The organism is Actinomadura kijaniata (assembly GCF_014138665.1).
Taxonomy (GTDB): domain Bacteria; phylum Actinomycetota; class Actinomycetes; order Streptosporangiales; family Streptosporangiaceae; genus Spirillospora; species Spirillospora kijaniata.
Genome location: NZ_JACJIA010000007.1, coordinates 368,828 through 384,686, shown reverse-complemented (window position 1 = coordinate 384,686; position 15,859 = coordinate 368,828). Strand labels below are relative to the sequence as shown.

Here is a 15,859-nt window from a genome sequence, read left to right as displayed (position 1 = left end):
CGCCTCTCCCCTGGTCGCTCGCGGGCCCGATCGGGCCCGCGACATCCCACTTTATGCGCGGGCTACGACAGTCTCCGGCATCCGGGTGTTCCCGGAGGTCAGGACGCCGGGAGCGGGACGCGGGCGTGCAGCCGGTAGCCGCCGTCGCCGGTGGGCCCCGCCTCGAACGCCCCGCCCAGCGCGGTGACCCGCTCGCGCAGCCCGACCAGGCCGTTGCCGCCGCTCGGCAGGTTGTGCCGGGCGGGCGCGGCCGGGGCCTGGTTGCGGACCTCGACCTCGACGGCCTCGGGCAGCAGGTCCAGCCGCACGCAGGTGTCGGCGTCGCCGGCGTGCTTGTGCACGTTGGTCAGCGCCTCCTGGACCAGCCGGTACACGGTGCGGCCGACGGCGGCGGGCATGGGGCGTTCCTCGCCGGTGACGTCCAGCTCCACGCGCAGGCCCGCCGCGCCGGACTGGTCGACCAGGCCCCGGATGTCGGACACCGCGGGCGAGGACTGCGGCAGCGCCTCCTCGCCCTGCCGCAGCACGCCGATGACCTGCCGCAGCTCCTCCAGGGCCTGGCGGCCCATGTCGCCGATCACCGCGGCGGTCTCGGCGGCCCGGCGGGGGTCGCGGGCGGCGACCGCCTTCAGCGCCCCGGCGTGCACGACGATCACGCTGACGCGGTTGGCGACCACGTCGTGCATCTCGCGGGCGATGCGGGTGCGCTCCTCGGCGCGGGCGCGTTCGGCGAGCAGGTGCTGCTCGCGTTCCAGGCGGGCGGCGCGTTCCTGGAGGGAGGCCAGCAGCTGCTTGCGGGCGCCCATGTAGAGGCCGAGCACCACCGGCAGCGCCGTGAACCCCAGCCCGAACGACGCGTTGGCCAGCGCCGACACGTCCCGGGGGGCGGTCGCGCCGGGTATCAGCAGGCCCAGCAGGTAGCCGGCGGCCGCGATGGTGATCACCAGGCCGCGGGGGGAGGCGTAGGCGCCCAGCGAGTACAGCACCACCAGGAACGAGAACCCGCCGCTGCCCATGGCCGTGGACACCGCCGTCGTGATCACCGCCAGCGCGACCGGGTGGCGGCGGCGGGCCACCAGCGCCAGGGCCAGCACGACGTTGCCGGCGGTGGTCACCGGTCTGGGCAGCCAGAACTCCTGGTAGGCGAACCAGCCGAGCAGGCCGTCGCCGACGGCCATCCCGAGCGCGAGCGCGATGTCGAGGGCCCGGGAGCGTCGGGTCGCCCACCAGCGCGACCAGGGATTCGGCCACCGGCCCGGCAGGTGCATGACCCGAGCGTAGCGTTCCATGGGGGCCGGTACCGTCCGGGTTACCGGAAAGCGATCAGCGGCCCGCGGCGGCGGTGAGCTCGTCCCACAGCGCGTCCACCCGCTCGCGCAGGGCCGCCAGCGACCCGGAGTTGTCGATCACGTGGTGGGCGACGGCGCGGCGCTGCTCGCGGGTGGCCTGGGCGGCGATGCGGGCGCGGGCGTCGTGCTCGCTCATGCCGCGGCGGCCGGTGAGGCGTTCCAGCTGCGTCTCGACGGGGACGTCGACGACGACGACCACGTCGTACATCTCCGCCAGGCCGTTCTCGGTGAGCAGCGGCACGTCGTAGACCACGATCGCGTCGTCCGGCGCGGCGTCCATGAGCTGCTGCATCCGCTCCCCGACCAGGGGGTGGACGATGGCGTTGAGGGCCTTGAGCCGGTCGGGATCGGAAAAGACGATCTTCCCGACGCGTTCCCGGTCCATGCCGCCGCCGGGCAGCAGGACCTGCTCGCCGAACTCGGCGACGACGGCGGCCAGGCCGGGGGTGCCGGGCTCGACCACCTCCCGGGCGATCCCGTCGGCGTCGATGACGACCGCGCCGTGCGCGGCCAGCCGGGCCGCGACCTCGCTCTTGCCCGATCCGATTCCACCGGTGAGTCCCACTTTCAGCACGGGCACCACCGTACTCACCCCGGGCCGGCGGCGGACGGCAGGGGCTTGCGCATGTGCACGAGGATCAGGTGGGCGGCGACGCGTTCGCGGTGGGTCTCGGCGTAGCCGAGCCGCCGGTACAGCCGCAGGTTGTCCTCCGACAGGTGGCCGGTGAACAGCACGCACGCGTCGGCGCGTCCGGCGGCCCGCTCCTCCAGGGCCCGCATGAGGGCCGCGCCGATGCCGCGTCCCCGCTGGTCGGGGACGACGACGAGCCGGCCGGCCAGGCAGGTGTGGTCGCTGAACCGGCCGCGGACGGCGCCGACCAGGCGGGGGCCGAGCATCGCCTTCAGCACGACCGCGTCGCCCGCCAGGACCTTCTGGTGCTGCTCCAGGGACTCCACCAGCGGCGGGATGAACGGGTCGCCGTACAGCTGCGCCTCGGTGACGTAGGCGGCGCGCTGCACCGTCATGATCTCGCCCGCGTCGGCGGGGGTCGCGGATGTGATCACGACCGGGGAGGGGCTCATGGCACGACCCTAACGGGCCGTCCCCGGGCGTGGTCCGGGGACGGCCCGCCGCGGTCAGCGGCCGATCGTGGCGGTGACGGCGATCGGGAAGTGGTCCGAGGCCCGGGAGTCGCCGATCCGGAAGTCGGAGAACCGCACGTCGTCGGTGCCGAAGATCCAGTCGATGCGCTCGCCGCCGGGGGTGGTGGGCCCGAAGTCGCCGCCGATCGCGGCGTTGTGGAGCTCGGTGCCCATCCGGCCGATCTCGGGGCTGCCGGGCCCGGCGTTGAAGTCGCCGCCGATGACGGTGCGGGGCGCGCCGCCCCAGGCCCGCAGCAGCGCGGCGACCTCGCGGACCCGTTCGGGGCCGTCGTCGGCGCCGCCCTCCAGATGGGTGGACCACACGTCGAGGGTGGTGTCGCCGACGCCGAGGCGCGCCCACACGTAGCCGCGGATCTGGGACCAGTCGCCGCGCGGCATGCGGCCGGTGCCGGACTTCCGCACCGGCAGGGTGGTGAGGATGGCGTTGCCGAACTGGCCGTCGGCGGCCGGGCCCCACAGCAGTTTCATGCCGAGCCGCCGCGACAGCCACACACCCACGTCGGTGGTGCCCGACATCAGCGATCCCCGGCTGGTCTCCTGCAGCAGCACGACCTGCGGGCGCTGCGCCTCGATGGTCCTGGCGATGGCCTCGGGGTCGAGGCGGCCGGAGGTGTCGACGCCGTCGTGGATGTTGTAGCTGACGATGCGGACCTGGCCGGGGGCGGCGGCGGCCGGGCGCGCCCGCGTCTCGGGCGCGGCGACGGTGAACAGCAGGGTGCCGAGCAGCAGCACCAGGGCGGCGGCCCCGGCGGTGAGGGCCCGCAGCGGGGCGCGGGCGGGCAGCGGTCCGCCGCGCGCGGCGGCGATCGCGGCGAGCGCGCCCAGCAGGATGCCGGCCAGGCCGGGCAGCAGGTTGTTGGGGACCGGCAGCGGCTCGATGGCGCTGAGCTGGTAGGGCACCAGCACCACCGCGATCAGGAAGCCGCCCAGGGCCGCGCCGGCGTCGAGGCGCCAGACGGGGCCGCCGGTCCCGGCGCGGCGCAGCGGGGCGCGGCAGGCGACCGCCAGCAGCCACGCCGCCAGCACCTGCCCGACGACCACCACGGGCACGATCTCGACGCCGGACACCGCGTAGGTCCCGGCGATGGTGCCCGCGCCGACGCCGAGCAGGGTGCCGCCGAGCACGCACACGCCGCCGGGCACGGCCCGCACGGCGAGCCCGGACGCCAGGAACGCCAGCGCCAGGCCCTGCCCGGTCGCGACGACGATGTGCGAGGCGGTCAGCGACAGCCAGCCCGACGACGCCACGAACGCCGGGCTGGACAGCACGAGGATCTGCAACGCCAGGAACGGCCCGACGGCCGCGCCGCCGAGGGCGTCGCGCCAGGTGAGGCCGGGGGCGGCGACGGGGCCGGAGGACAGCTCGCGGTACAGGGCGAGCGCGCCGAGCACGACGAACACCAGGCACGCCGTCCACGGCATGATCCCGGAGCGCCAGACCGGGTCCCAGGTCGCGAACGCCATGCGGACGGCGGTGTCGGCGGCCAGGCCCGCGACGGCGGCGGTGGCGAACCCGACGCCCGACAGGCCGCGCGCGGCCTCGTACAGCGCCGCGACCGCGATCATGCCGATGGCGGTGCCGAGGAACGTCAGCCACAGGTGCGGGCCGGTGGCCTGCACCACCAGCCGCACCAGGAACAGTCCGCCGACGCCGGTGAGCAGCAGGGCGCGGGGCCCGCCGAGGCGGCGGATCAGGGGCGCGGCGAATCCGGCCAGGTAGACCGCCAGCACCGCGAACGCGGCGGGGACGGCCCCGGCGGTGTCGCCGAAGTGGTTGAGCTGGGGAAGTGAGAACCGCAGGGTCTGGGCGAGCACCGCGACGGTGACGGCGATCAACACCAGTCGCGCCGGGCCCTGCGGGACGATGGAGGGACCGGACGCGGGGCCGCCGGTCTGGGTGCCTACCTGTGTGCTGGCCAATTGAACGAGTGCTCCCGGGGACGAGCTGGAGGCGTGCGGGGGTCGTGAAGGGTCGGGTTCCCGTCCGGGCGCGGGGAAAACGAGCACGGCCGGAGGTCGATCCGTGGATCGTCCTCCGGCCGTGTTCGTTCAGCCGCCGCCCCGCCGCGCGCCGCCGGTCAGCGGCGGGCGCGGTGGGTCCGGGTCCTGCTCAGCGGCTCACTGACCGCCGGAGAGCTTCTCCCGCAGCGCGGCGAGAGCCTCGTCGGTGGCCAGGGCGCCACCGGTGGTCTCGCTCTCGGCGCCGCCGGAGTAGGAGGTCGGGGCCTCGGTGGTGCCGGCGCCCGCGGCGTCGGCCTCCGCCTCGGCCTTGCGGGCCTCCTCGATCTGCTTGCGGTGGGCGTCGAAGCGGGAGCGGGCCTCGGCGTACTGCCGCTCCCACGTCTCGCGCTGCTCGTCGAAGCCCGGCAGCCACTCGCCCGTCTCGGAGTCGAAGCCCTCGGGGTACTTGTAGTTGCCCTGCTCGTCGTACTCGGCCGGCATGCCGTACAGGGTCGGGTCGAAGTCCTCTTCCTCGATGCCGGCGGCCGACTCGTTGGCCTGCTTGAGGGACAGGCTGATCCGGCGACGGTCGAGGTCGATGTCGATGATCTTCACGAAGATCTCGTCGCCGACCTGGACGACCTGCTCGGGGATCTCCACGTGGCGCTCGGCCAGCTCGGAGATGTGCACCAGGCCCTCGATGCCCTCCTCGACGCGGACGAACGCGCCGAACGGCACCAGCTTGGTGACGCGGCCCGGCACGACCTGGCCGATCTGGTGGGTGCGGGCGAACTGCTGCCACGGGTCTTCCTGGGTCGCCTTGAGCGACAGGGAGACGCGCTCGCGCTCCATGTCGACGTCCAGGACCTCGACCGTGACCTCCTGACCGACCTCGACGACCTCGGAGGGGTGGTCGATGTGCTTCCAGGACAGCTCGGACACGTGCACCAGGCCGTCGACGCCGCCGAGGTCCACGAACGCACCGAAGTTGACGATCGAGGACACGACGCCCTTGCGGACCTGGCCCTTCTGCAGGGTGTTGAGGAAGGTCTGGCGGACCTCGCTCTGGGTCTGCTCCAGCCAGGCGCGGCGGGACAGGACCACGTTGTTGCGGTTCTTGTCGAGCTCGATGATCTTGGCCTCGAGCTCGCGGCCCACGTAGGGCTGCAGGTCACGGACACGGCGCATCTCGACCAGCGACGCGGGCAGGAAGCCGCGCAGGCCGATGTCGAGGATCAGGCCGCCCTTGACGACCTCGATGACCGTACCGGTGACGATGCCGTCCTCGTCCTTGATCTTCTCGATCGTGCCCCAGGCGCGCTCGTACTGGGCGCGCTTCTTGGACAGGATCAGGCGGCCTTCCTTGTCCTCCTTCTGGAGGACGAGGGCCTCGACGTGGTCTCCGACGGCGACGACCTCGTTGGGGTCGACGTCGTGCTTGATGGAGAGCTCACGGGACGGGATGACACCTTCGGTCTTGTAGCCGATGTCGAGGAGGACCTCGTCTCGATCGACCTTGACAACGGTGCCTTCGACGATGTCGCCGTCGTTGAAGTACTTGATGGTCTCGTCGATCGCGGCGAGGAAGGCTTCCTCTGACCCGATGTCGTTGACCGCTACCTGCGGGGTGGTCGAGGTGGCCTCGGTGCTGCTCGTCATGTGTCGGCTGGCTCCGGATACGGACATAGTAGGTGTCTGGCTTTGCGCGGAGGGCTCTTTATCCGCCCTGCCGAGAACCGGATGGAACGCGGGGATCCCGAGGGAAACCCACGTTGGTGACCGAACCGATGTCGCCGACGAGACCGAGCGCGAGCTTGCTCCGTCCGAAGCGCGCGCAAGCCCACAGCGCAGCGATCAGGATATGGGACCAATCCCGGCTGGTCAATCGGAGCGGGCCGCGCCACGCCCGGCACCGCGCCCGGCACCGCGCCCGGCACGACGATCGGCACGACGATCGGCACGACGATCGGCACGACGATCGGCACGACGATCGGCACGACGATCGGCACGACGATCGGCACGCCCGGGGCTTGTCGCAAAGTGGGTCTCGGCCACGCACGCGAGCGCGCTACCTGACCGGCGGGCCCGAAGCCGGAGGCGGGGGCCCGCCGGTCGGATCGCGAAGCGATGTCGCGCTCGCCAAGGCCTGGTGGGGTGCGAGCCCCCCGGGCGGGCGCCGTGGGCCAGGGCTCTTGCGACACGGCTACCAGACGCGGGCGCGGGCCCGGAAGTCCTTGGCCAGGCGTTCCTCGGCGGACCTCGGGATGGTGATCGCGTTGGGGTCGCCGTCGGAGGTGTAGCGCTCCTGCGGGTTCTTGTCGAGGTGGTCGAGCCAGGCCACCGAGCAGAACCGCTGGCAGTCGTTCTCCTTGATCTTGCCCTCGGAGCGGACCCGGGCGATCGCGAACCGGTCGAAGCCGGAGTCGAACGGCGAGGGCGACGGCTGCCATCCGGCCAGGAACATGCCCTGGAAGTCGTACCGGCCGTCCTGCCTGCGCGCCCAGTCCCGCTTGCGCGGCACCGAGCCGAACGGGTAGGCGAAGGTGGCGGTGTTCCGCCCGGTGACGGCGCGGAGCCGGTCCTCCATCCCGCCGATCTCCTTCTGGACGGCGGCGCGGTCCAGCCGGGACAGGTCGGAGTGGTCGACGGTGTGGTTGGCGATCTCGAAGCCGCGCGAGGTCAGCCACGCCAGCCCGGCGGCGGCCTGGTCGCCGAGGCCGAACAGGTCCTTGTTGGCGTAGAAGGTGGCCACCGGCCGGAAGCCCGGGTGGGCCCGCGCGACCTCCTGGATGATCGCCACGGCGGTGTCGGGCTTGACGTTGCCCTGGGCGTCCAGGCCGAAGTGCCCGGGGGTGCTGTCGTCGAACGTCAGCACGACCGGGTGCCTGCCCGCCGGGACGTCGAAGCGCCCGCCGACGAACTCGGCGGCGGTGATCGGGACGTAGCCGCCCTTGGCGAGCCGGGTCAGCTCGTCGCGCAGCTCCTTGGTCGAGCGGTCCAGGGACAGCTGCGGCTTGGGCAGGATCCGGTGGTACATCAGCACCGGGACCCGGCCGAGCTCGTTGGCCTTGGCGGCGGCGGCCGCGGGCGGGGCGGGCGGCAGCGTCGCCGGGACCGAGGGGCTGGGCGGCGCGGACGGCGCCGGGCTGGCGGCGCCCGCCCGGGCGGGCGCCCGCGGGTCGCTGCGCGCGGCCGGCGGGGCGGCGTCGCGCACGGCCCCGGCGTGGGCGGCCTCCCGGCTCCCGGGCTCGCGTTGCCGTTCGCCCGGCAGGGTCAGCCCGAGTGCCACGGCGCAGACGATGACGGCAGCAGCGAACTTGTGCAGAAGCGGCACGGTACCCCCGTCGGTCGGCGCGTTCACGGCCCGGGGACAGCGTACGCCGCCAAGGATCAAACGGTCATACAACTCGCTTTCCCGAAATGAAGGCTTTAAGGGCTGAGGGGGCACGCAAAAGACCCCGCCCTGTCTCCTTGCCCGCAGAAGATCAAGACGGGGTCTTCCGATGGTGTTCGGGACCACCGGTGGGACACCGGGACCCCTGGGGGACGGCGTGCCCCTGAAACGCCCGTGGAGACCGCCACGGGGCCGCCGCAGAGCGTCTAGTGGGCGGCGTCCTGCCAGGTGCGTCCGGTGCCCATGGAGACCTCCAGCGGCGCCCGCAGGTGGTAGGCGCCGGCCATCTCCCGGCGGACCAGGTCCTGGAGGGTCTCCAGCTCGCCCTCGGCGACCTCGAACACCAGCTCGTCGTGGACCTGGAGCAGCATCCGCGACCGCAGGCCCTCCTCGCGCAGGGCGCGGTCGACGTTGAGGCCGGCGACCTTGATGATGTCGGCGGCCGAGCCCTGGATCGGCGCGTTGAGGGCCATGCGCTCGGCCATCTCGCGGCGCTGCCGGTTGTCGGAGTTGAGGTCGGGCAGGTAGCGGCGGCGGCCCAGGATCGTCTCGGTGTAGCCGTCCTGGCGGGCCTTGGCGACCACGTCCTGCAGGTAGTCGCGGACGCCGCCGAACTGCTGGAAGTACTCCTCCATCAGCCCCCGCGCCTCGTCGGGCGCGATCGACAGCTGCTGCGACAGCCCGTAGGCCGACAGTCCGTAGGCCAGGCCGTAGTTCATGGCCTTGATGCGGGCGCGCAGCTCGGAGTCGATCTGCTCGGGCGGCAGCCCGAACACGTGGGAGGCGGTGATGGTGTGGAAGTCGGCGCCGGAGCCGAACGCCTCCAGCAGCGCCTCGTCGCCCGACAGGTGCGCCATGATCCGCAGCTCGATCTGGCTGTAGTCGGCGGTCAGCAGCGACGCGTACCCCTCCCCCACCACGAACGCCTCGCGGATCTGGCGGCCCTCGGCGGTGCGGATCGGGATGTTCTGCAGGTTGGGGTCGGTCGACGACAGCCGCCCGGTGGCGGCGACCATCTGGTTGAAGGTGGTGTGGATGCGCCCGGCGTCGTCGGCCATCGGGATGAGCGAGTCCACGATCGACTTGAGCTTGGCGACCTCGCGCCAGCGCAGGATGTGCTCCAGGACCGGGTGGCCCTCCTTGGCCAGCAGCCCGGTCAGCGCCTCGGAGTCGGTGGTGTAGCCGGTCTTGGTGCGCTTGGTCTTGGGCAGGTTCAGCTCCTCGAACAGCACCTGCTGGACCTGCTTGGGCGAGCCGAGGTTGAACTCGCGGCCGACCGCGGCGTGGGCGAGCTGCTCCTGCTCCTTGACCTGGCCGCCCAGGGACGCCGACAGGTTCGCCAGGTGGTCGGCGTCCACGGCGATCCCGGCGCGCTCCATGTCGGCCAGCACCCGCACCAGCGGCAGTTCCACCTCGTGCAGCAGCCGGGTCGCGCCGCGGCGCTCCAGGTCGGCGTCCAGGGCGTCGGCGAGCTCGGCGACGGCGCGGGCCCGCACCGCCAGGTCGCGGGCGGCCTCCTGCTCGCCGGTGCCGTCGAGGGTGAGCTGCCCGGAGTCGTCCTGCTCCTCGCGCAGCTCGCGGTGCAGGTAGCGCAGCGCCAGGTCGCCCAGGTCGAACGTGCGCTGCCCGGGCAGCGCCAGGTAGGCGGCCAGCGCGGTGTCGCTGGTGACGCCGGCCAGGGTCAGGCCGCGCGCGGCCAGCGCCAGCATGGGGCCCTTGGCGTCGTGGACGGCCTTGGGCCGGTCGGGGTCGGCCAGCCAGGCCGCCAGCGCCTTCTCGTCGTCGGCGATCAGCTCGGCGGGGTCGAACGACACCGCCGGGCCCCGCTTGGACGCCAGCGCCATCGCGGTGATCTCACCGGTGCCGCGGCCCCAGGCGCCGGTGACGGCGACGCCGGTGCGCGCCGCGGCGGGGGCGTTGGCCTCCAGCCAGGCGCCCAGCGCGCCGGGCTCCAGCTGCTCGACCGTGACGTCGAAGCCCTCCTCGGCCTCGGGCTCGGCCGCCGACACCGACGCGTACAGGCGTTCGCGCAGCACCCGGAACTGCAGCGAGTCGAACAGGGTGTGGATCTCCTCGCGGTCCCAGGCGCCCATGGCCAGCTGCGGCGGGGTCAGCTCCAGGCCGACCTCGCAGTCCAGCTTGTTGATCTGCTGGTTGCGCAGCACGTCGCCCAGGTTCGCGCGCAGGCTGTCGCCCGCCTTGCCCTTGATCTCGTCGACGTGCGCGACCAGCTCGTCGAGGTTGCCGTACTTGACCAGCCACTTGGCGGCGGTCTTGGGGCCGACGCCGGGGACGCCGGGCAGGTTGTCGCTGCTCTCCCCCACCAGCGCCGCCAGCTCCCGGTACCGCTGGGGCGGGACCCCGTACTTCTCCTCCACCGCCGCCGGGTCCATCCGCGCCAGCTCCGACACGCCGCGCTTGGGGTACAGCACGGTGACGTGGTCGTCGACCAGCTGGAAGGCGTCCCGGTCCCCGGTCAGGATCAGCGTCTCCATCCCGGCCCGCGACGCCTGGGTCGCCAGCGTCGCGATGATGTCGTCGGCCTCGAACCCGGCCACCGACAGCCGCGGGATCCGCAACGCGTCCAGCACCTCGTGGATCAGGGAGACCTGGCTGCGGAACTCGTCGGGCGTCTTGGCGCGCCCGGCCTTGTACTCCACGTACTGCTCGTGCCGGAACGTCGGCTCGGACCGGTCGAACGCCACCGCGATGTGCGTGGGCTGCTCGTCGCGCATCACGTTGATGAGCATCGAGGTGAAGCCGTACACGGCGTTGGTGGGCTGCCCGTCGGTGGTGGAGAAGTTCTCCACCGGCAGCGCGAAGAACGCCCGGTAGGCCAGGGAGTGCCCGTCCAGCAGCAGGAGCCGGTCGTGCTTGTCAGGGGTCGGTGCTGTCGTCGCCACACCGGAACTCTAGTCTGCGCCTACGACAGTTCGAAGGAGGCTGACTTGACCGACCAGCAGCTCGCCGGGGCCACCGACCCGCTCGGCGATCTCGCCAAGGCGATGGGGATCGAGTATCTGGAGGCCTCGGCCGAGCGCGTGGTCGGCCGGATGCCGGTGAAGGGCAACACCCAGCCCTACGGCCTGCTGCACGGAGGCGCCTCCTGCGTGCTGGCCGAGTCCCTGGGGTCGGTCGGGGCGGCGCTGCACGCCGGGCCGGACCGCATCGCGGTCGGCGTCGAGATCAACGCCACCCACCACCGGGCGGCGTCCGACGGCCACGTCACGGGGGTGGCGACGCGCCTGCACGGCGGCCGTTCCCTGGCGACCTACGAGATCGTCATCACCGACGAGCAGGACCGCCGCGTCTGCACCGCCCGCCTGACCTGCATGCTGCGCGACCGGCCCCCGGCGCCCTGATCCGGGAGCTGGCCCGGGGCTGATCCGGGGCTGGTCCGGGGTAGTCCCTTGTGATCAGGTGCGCCGCGACCTTTGCGACGGACCACCGGTGATCTGTACCGTGGATCAGAACGGCCCGGGAGCGCCGAGTAGACAACGTACGTGTCCGGGGAAGGCCCGTACGGCCCCAAAGGCGCTCCCGGGCCGTCTCACGCCCGCCCCGCGCCCGCCCGCGAAGGGATCTTCCGCCGCGCGGCCGGGGGCCGTACGGTGCGGTCATGCGTGCTCTCCCGGCGTCGGCCGCCCTCCCCGCCCTTGCCGTCGCGGTCCTCGCCGCCGGCGCGCTGCCGGGATGCTCGCGCGACGCGCCCCCGCCCGCCTACGCGCTGCCGTCGGAGAAGGTCCGCGAGGGCGAACGCGTCCTGCACGGGCGCGCCGGGCGCAGCGCCGACCTGCAGGTGACGGTCCTGGGGTTCAGCGACCCGCTGACCTCGCTGTTCGGCAGCCACGCGGAGATGAGACCGAAGGGCCGCTACGTCCGCGTGCGGATCATGGCCGTCAACACCGGCCGCGACATCCAGGTCTTCGACACCTGGAAGCAGCTGCTGGTCACCGCCGACGGGCGGACCCTCGTCCCCGACGTCAACGCGACCATGGTCAAGCGGCAGCCCGAACGGCTGTCGGTGGGCGCGGCCATGCGCGCCGAGTTCGACCTGTACTACGACGTGCCGCAGGGCGTCGGGGCCCGCGCGCTGCGGGTGGTGGGGTCCCCCACCGTCGGCGCCGTGTCCCAGCCCGACCCCGCCGACATCCCCCTCACCTGAACACGCCGGTGAACGCGCCGGGTCCCGGCGCCCCGCGTGGAACGCGGGGCGCCGGGACCCGTCAGTACCGCGACGAACGGCGTCAGCCGTCGCTCTTGCTCACCGAAGGACCGTCCGGGGCGTCGCCGGAGGGACCGTCGGAGGCGGTGCCGGAGGCGGTGCCGGAGGCGTTGTCCGAGGCGCTCTCGGCCCGGGTCTCGGACACGCCGTCCGCGCCGTCTCCGCCCAGCTCGCCGCCCAGCTCGCCGCCCAGGTAGGCCGCGCGGACCTCCGGGTCGTCCAGCAGCTCCGACGCCTGCGCCGACTTCACGACCCGGCCGGTCTCCAGAACGTACGCGCGGTGCGCGATCTGCAGCGCCTGCTGCGCGTTCTGCTCGACCAGCAGCACCGTGGTGCCGCGCCGGTTGATCTCCTGGATGATCGTGAAGATCTGCTGCACCAGCATCGGCGCCAGACCCATCGACGGCTCGTCCAGCAGCAGCACCTTCGGCTTGGACATCAGCGCCCGGCCGATCGCCAGCATCTGCTGCTCGCCGCCGGACATGGTGCCCGCCGCCTGCGTCTTGCGCTCGGCCAGCCGCGGGAACAGCTCGTAGGCCTCGTTCAGCTCCTTGGAGACGTCCCCCTTGCGGGTGTAGGCGCCCATCAGGAGGTTCTCCTCCACCGTCATGCCGGGGAAGCATCCCCGGCCCTCCGGTGACTGGCCGATCCCGGCGACCACGCGCTTGTGGCCCGGCATCTTGGAGATGTCCTTGCCCTCGAACACGATCGACCCCGACGACAGCGGGCGCAGCCCCGAGATCGTCTTGAGCGTCGTGGTCTTCCCGGCGCCGTTGGCGCCGATCAGCGTCACGATCTCGCCCTGGTCGACCGTCGCGGTGATGCCCTTGAGCGCCGCGATCTTTCCGTAGTGGACGTGGATGTCCTTGATCTCAAGAAGCATCGGCCGGAGCCCCCAGATACGCCTCGATGACCCGCGGGTCGTTCTGAATCTCGGCCGGCAGACCCTCGGCGATCTTCTGGCCGAAGTCCAGCACCGCGATCCGGTCGCTGATCCCCATGATCAGGCTCATGTCGTGCTCGATGAGCAGCACGGTCACGCCCCGGTCCCGGATCGCCCGGATCAGCTCCTGCAGCGCGATCTTCTCCGCCGGGTTCATGCCCGCGGCGGGCTCGTCGAGCAGCAGCAGCCTGGGGTTCGTGGCCAGCGCCCGCGCGATCTCCAGCCGGCGCTGGTCACCGTAGGGCAGGTTCTTGGCCACCTCCCCGATGCGGTGCCCGACCCCCACCAGCTCCAGCAGCTCGCGGGCCTTCTCCCGGCCCTCGCGCTCCTCGCGCCGGTGCCACGGCAGTCCCAGCCACGCGCCCATGAACCCGGTCCGGTGGTGGGCGTCGGCCCCCACCATCACGTTCTCCAGGGCCGTCATGTTGTGGAACAGCCGCACGTTCTGGAACGTGCGCGCCACGCCCAGCTTGGTGATCTGGAAGCGCTTCTTGCCGTTGATGCGCTGCCCGTTGAAGACCACCTGGCCCTCGGTCGGCCGGTACACGCCGGTGGTCACGTTGAACACCGTCGTCTTGCCCGCGCCGTTCGGACCGATCAGAGCGAAGATCTCGCCCTTGCGGATCTCCAGGTTCAGCTTGTTGATGGCGGTCACACCGCCGAAGCGCATGACCACGTCCCGCAGTTCCAGGACGTTCGTCGGCTGAGAGTCGCTCACTTGCCCACCTCCGCGGAGTGACCCGCGGTACCCGGACCGGCCGTACCGGGACCGGCCACCTCTGCCCCCATACTGCCCATACCGCCGGTGCCCTCGGCGAGTTCGGCCTTGCGTTGCCGCGACGGCCACAACCCCTCCGGGCGGAAGATCATCATGACCATCAGCGCCAGACCGAAGATCAGCATGCGGTAGTCCGCCAGCTCGCGGAACCGCTCGGGAAGCCACGCGATGATGAACGCGCCCAGGACCACGCCCGGGATGTTGCCCGAACCGCCCAGCACCACCGCCGCCAGGATCAGCGCCGACACCAGGAACGTGAAGTTCTCCGGGTTGATCGACGTCTGCTTGGCCGCGAACACCACGCCGCCGCTGCCGCCGATCGCCGCGCCCAGCGCGAACGCCGCCAGCTTGAAGCGGAACGTCGGCACGCCCATCAGCTCGGCCGCGTCCTCGTCCTCACGGATCGACGCCCAGGCCCGGCCGACCCGGCTGCGCTCCATCCGCTTCGTGAAGATGATCGTCAGGATGATGAAGAACACCAGCAGGTAGTAGTACGGCCGCGAGTCCAGCAGCCCGTACTTCAGCGGCTGCACCCCGAAGATCTCGAACTCGCTCAGCGACGGCGGGTGCGGGATGCCCTGGATACCGCGCGGGCCGTTGACGTACTGGGTGTTGTTGACCGTCTTCTTGACGATCTCACCGAAGCCCAGCGTCACGATCGCCAGGTAGTCGCCGCGCAGCCGCAGCGTCGGGGCGCCCAGCAGGATCCCGGCCAGCGCCGAGAACACGATCGCCAGGATCAGCGTCTCCCAGAAGTGCCACCCGAACTTGGTGGCGAAGATGCCGATCGTGTAGCCGCCCACCGCGTAGAACGCCACATAGCCCAGGTCCAGCAGACCCGCCATGCCGACCACGATGTTCAGGCCCAGGCCCAGCAGGATGTAGATCCCGATCTGGTCGCTGAGCATCGTCGCCCAGTCACCGCCGCCGCCCGCCATGAACGCGCCGATGCTCTCGCTCGGCAGCAGCAGCGCGCCGACCACCAGCAGCCCGTAGACCGCCCAGCGCGCACCGCCCGGAGCCGTCGCCCACCAGTCGCGGAGCGCGTCCAGCGAGAGACCGCGTCCGCCGTTTCCCTTGGAAGTCTTCGTGAGGTTCATGCGCGCGCCTGCTGGAGGGACTCACCGAGAATGCCGGTGGGACGGAACATGAGGACCAGGATCAGGACGGAGAACGCGACCACGTCCTTCCATCCCGAGCCGAAAATGCTCGCCCCGTAGGCCTCGAACAGCCCGAGGGCGAAACCGCCGACCAGGGCCCCGCGGATGTTGCCGATACCGCCGAGGACCGCCGCCGTGAACGCCTTGATACCGAGCAGGAAGCCCGTGAAGTACCACGCCTGCTCGAACCGCACGATGTACAGCGCGGCCGCGACACCGGCCATGATGCCGCCGACCAGGAACGTCGCGGTCACCACCCGGTCGATGTTCACGCCCATCAGCACCGCGGTCTCCGGGTCCTGCGCGGTCGAACGGATACCGCGGCCCAGCTTCGTGCGGTTCACGAACTGGTCCAGCGCGATCATCATCAGGATCGCGCCCAGGAAAATGATCAGCTTGTCGTTGCTGACCTGGATCGGCCCCAGATCGATCACGTTGCTGCGCTCGACGAAGTGCGAGTTCACCGGCAGCTTGCCGGCCTCCTTGGAGGTGTCGAACAGCAGCGGCACCCCGATCGTGGCGAACAGCTGCTGAATGAAGATCGAAGCACCGATCGCCGAGATCAGCGCCGCCAGCCGCGACGCCCCCCGCTTCCGCAGCGGACGGTACGCCGTCGCCTCCAGCAACACCGCGCTGCCGCCCGACACCAGACCGGACACCAGCGCCAGCAGCACCACGACGCCGATCAGGCCGAGACCGCCGACCTCCGAGACGCCCAGGGCCTGGATCGTGAAGACCGACGCGAACGTGCCCACCATGAAGATCTCTGCATGGGCGAAGTTGATCAGTCGCAGCACGCCGTAGACCATCGTGTAGCCCAGCGCGACGAGCGCGTAGATCGCTCCCAGCGACAGGCCGTCGATAGTGTTCGGCCAAAATTGATTAACGAAGTTGTCGAGCACCTT

13 protein-coding genes are annotated in these 15,859 nt (G+C 71.8%); 2 read left to right on the top strand and 11 right to left on the bottom strand.

Going from position 1 to position 15,859, the window contains the following annotated elements:
* Positions 1–98: 98 nt before the first annotated feature.
* From HNR61_RS27035 to polA, 7 genes are all read right to left on the bottom strand, one after another.
* Entirely contained in the window at positions 99–1,289 is a 1,191-nt protein-coding gene (locus HNR61_RS27035; protein WP_246443794.1) for a sensor histidine kinase, read from the bottom strand.
* A gap of 34 nt (positions 1,290–1,323) precedes the next feature.
* The gene (gene coaE / locus HNR61_RS27030; protein WP_182845981.1) at positions 1,324–1,923 is read right to left on the bottom strand and encodes a dephospho-CoA kinase; all 600 of its coding nucleotides are present in this window, start codon (positions 1,921–1,923) and stop codon (positions 1,324–1,326) included.
* 14 nt (positions 1,924–1,937) lie between these two features.
* Positions 1,938–2,432 (bottom strand): GNAT family N-acetyltransferase, encoded by a 495-nt coding sequence (locus HNR61_RS27025; RefSeq protein WP_182845980.1) that lies wholly within the window; start codon positions 2,430–2,432, stop codon positions 1,938–1,940.
* A gap of 54 nt (positions 2,433–2,486) precedes the next feature.
* The gene (locus tag HNR61_RS27020; protein ID WP_182845979.1) at positions 2,487–4,433 is read right to left on the bottom strand and encodes an endonuclease/exonuclease/phosphatase family protein; all 1,947 of its coding nucleotides are present in this window, start codon (positions 4,431–4,433) and stop codon (positions 2,487–2,489) included.
* 198 nt (positions 4,434–4,631) lie between these two features.
* Positions 4,632–6,113 (bottom strand): 30S ribosomal protein S1, encoded by a 1,482-nt coding sequence (rpsA, locus tag HNR61_RS27015; RefSeq protein WP_182845978.1) that lies wholly within the window; start codon positions 6,111–6,113, stop codon positions 4,632–4,634.
* A gap of 544 nt (positions 6,114–6,657) precedes the next feature.
* A complete protein-coding gene (locus HNR61_RS27010) occupies positions 6,658–7,743 on the bottom strand; it encodes a polysaccharide deacetylase family protein (protein WP_312898115.1) in 1,086 nt (361 codons plus the stop codon).
* A 311-nt stretch (positions 7,744–8,054) separates the two neighbouring features.
* Positions 8,055–10,751, bottom strand: coding sequence for a DNA polymerase I (gene polA, locus HNR61_RS27005; protein WP_182845976.1), 2,697 nt, complete (start codon positions 10,749–10,751; stop codon positions 8,055–8,057).
* Positions 10,752–10,853: 102 nt separating this feature from the next.
* Here polA and HNR61_RS27000 point away from each other — a divergent pair, with 102 nt between their 5' ends.
* Together HNR61_RS27000 and HNR61_RS26995 are read left to right on the top strand one after the other, a co-directional pair.
* On the top strand, positions 10,854–11,210 hold the full coding sequence (locus HNR61_RS27000) for a PaaI family thioesterase (protein ID WP_246443855.1): 357 nt from the start codon (positions 10,854–10,856) through the stop codon (positions 11,208–11,210).
* Positions 11,211–11,467: 257 nt separating this feature from the next.
* Entirely contained in the window at positions 11,468–12,013 is a 546-nt protein-coding gene (locus HNR61_RS26995) for a DUF4352 domain-containing protein (RefSeq protein ID WP_182845974.1), read from the top strand.
* A gap of 82 nt (positions 12,014–12,095) precedes the next feature.
* Here the strand turns inward: HNR61_RS26995 and HNR61_RS26990 are convergent, their stop codons facing one another.
* The 4 genes from HNR61_RS26990 to HNR61_RS26975 are packed head-to-tail and all read right to left on the bottom strand — an operon-like array spanning position 12,096 to position 15,856.
* A complete protein-coding gene (locus HNR61_RS26990) occupies positions 12,096–12,956 on the bottom strand; it encodes an ABC transporter ATP-binding protein (RefSeq protein ID WP_182845973.1) in 861 nt (286 codons plus the stop codon).
* Positions 12,946–13,686: an ABC transporter ATP-binding protein gene (locus HNR61_RS26985; protein ID WP_182846071.1), complete on the bottom strand. Its 741-nt coding sequence runs from the start codon at positions 13,684–13,686 to the stop codon at positions 12,946–12,948. The genes HNR61_RS26990 and HNR61_RS26985 overlap by 11 nt, the downstream gene beginning before the upstream one ends.
* Before the next feature lie 44 nt (positions 13,687–13,730).
* Entirely contained in the window at positions 13,731–14,894 is a 1,164-nt protein-coding gene (locus tag HNR61_RS26980; RefSeq protein ID WP_182845972.1) for a branched-chain amino acid ABC transporter permease, read from the bottom strand.
* Positions 14,891–15,856, bottom strand: coding sequence for a branched-chain amino acid ABC transporter permease (locus HNR61_RS26975; protein WP_067829764.1), 966 nt, complete (start codon positions 15,854–15,856; stop codon positions 14,891–14,893). Before HNR61_RS26975 ends, HNR61_RS26980 begins: the two co-directional genes overlap by 4 nt.
* Positions 15,857–15,859: the final 3 nt, after the last annotated feature.

Bases quoted from the DNA above. Each gene is read 5' to 3' on its own strand.
- HNR61_RS27035 (WP_246443794.1), bottom strand. From the start codon at position 1,289: ATGGAACGCTACGCTCGGGTCATGCACCTGCCGGGCCGGTGGCCGAAT.
- HNR61_RS27025 (WP_182845980.1), bottom strand. From the start codon at position 2,432: ATGAGCCCCTCCCCGGTCGTGATCACATCCGCGACCCCCGCCGACGCG.
- rpsA (WP_182845978.1), bottom strand. From the start codon at position 6,113: ATGACGAGCAGCACCGAGGCCACCTCGACCACCCCGCAGGTAGCGGTC.
- HNR61_RS27000 (WP_246443855.1), top strand. From the start codon at position 10,854: ATGGGGATCGAGTATCTGGAGGCCTCGGCCGAGCGCGTGGTCGGCCGG.
- HNR61_RS26995 (WP_182845974.1), top strand. From the start codon at position 11,468: ATGCGTGCTCTCCCGGCGTCGGCCGCCCTCCCCGCCCTTGCCGTCGCG.
- HNR61_RS26990 (WP_182845973.1), bottom strand. From the start codon at position 12,956: ATGCTTCTTGAGATCAAGGACATCCACGTCCACTACGGAAAGATCGCG.
- HNR61_RS26985 (WP_182846071.1), bottom strand. From the start codon at position 13,686: ATGCGCTTCGGCGGTGTGACCGCCATCAACAAGCTGAACCTGGAGATC.
- HNR61_RS26980 (WP_182845972.1), bottom strand. From the start codon at position 14,894: ATGAACCTCACGAAGACTTCCAAGGGAAACGGCGGACGCGGTCTCTCG.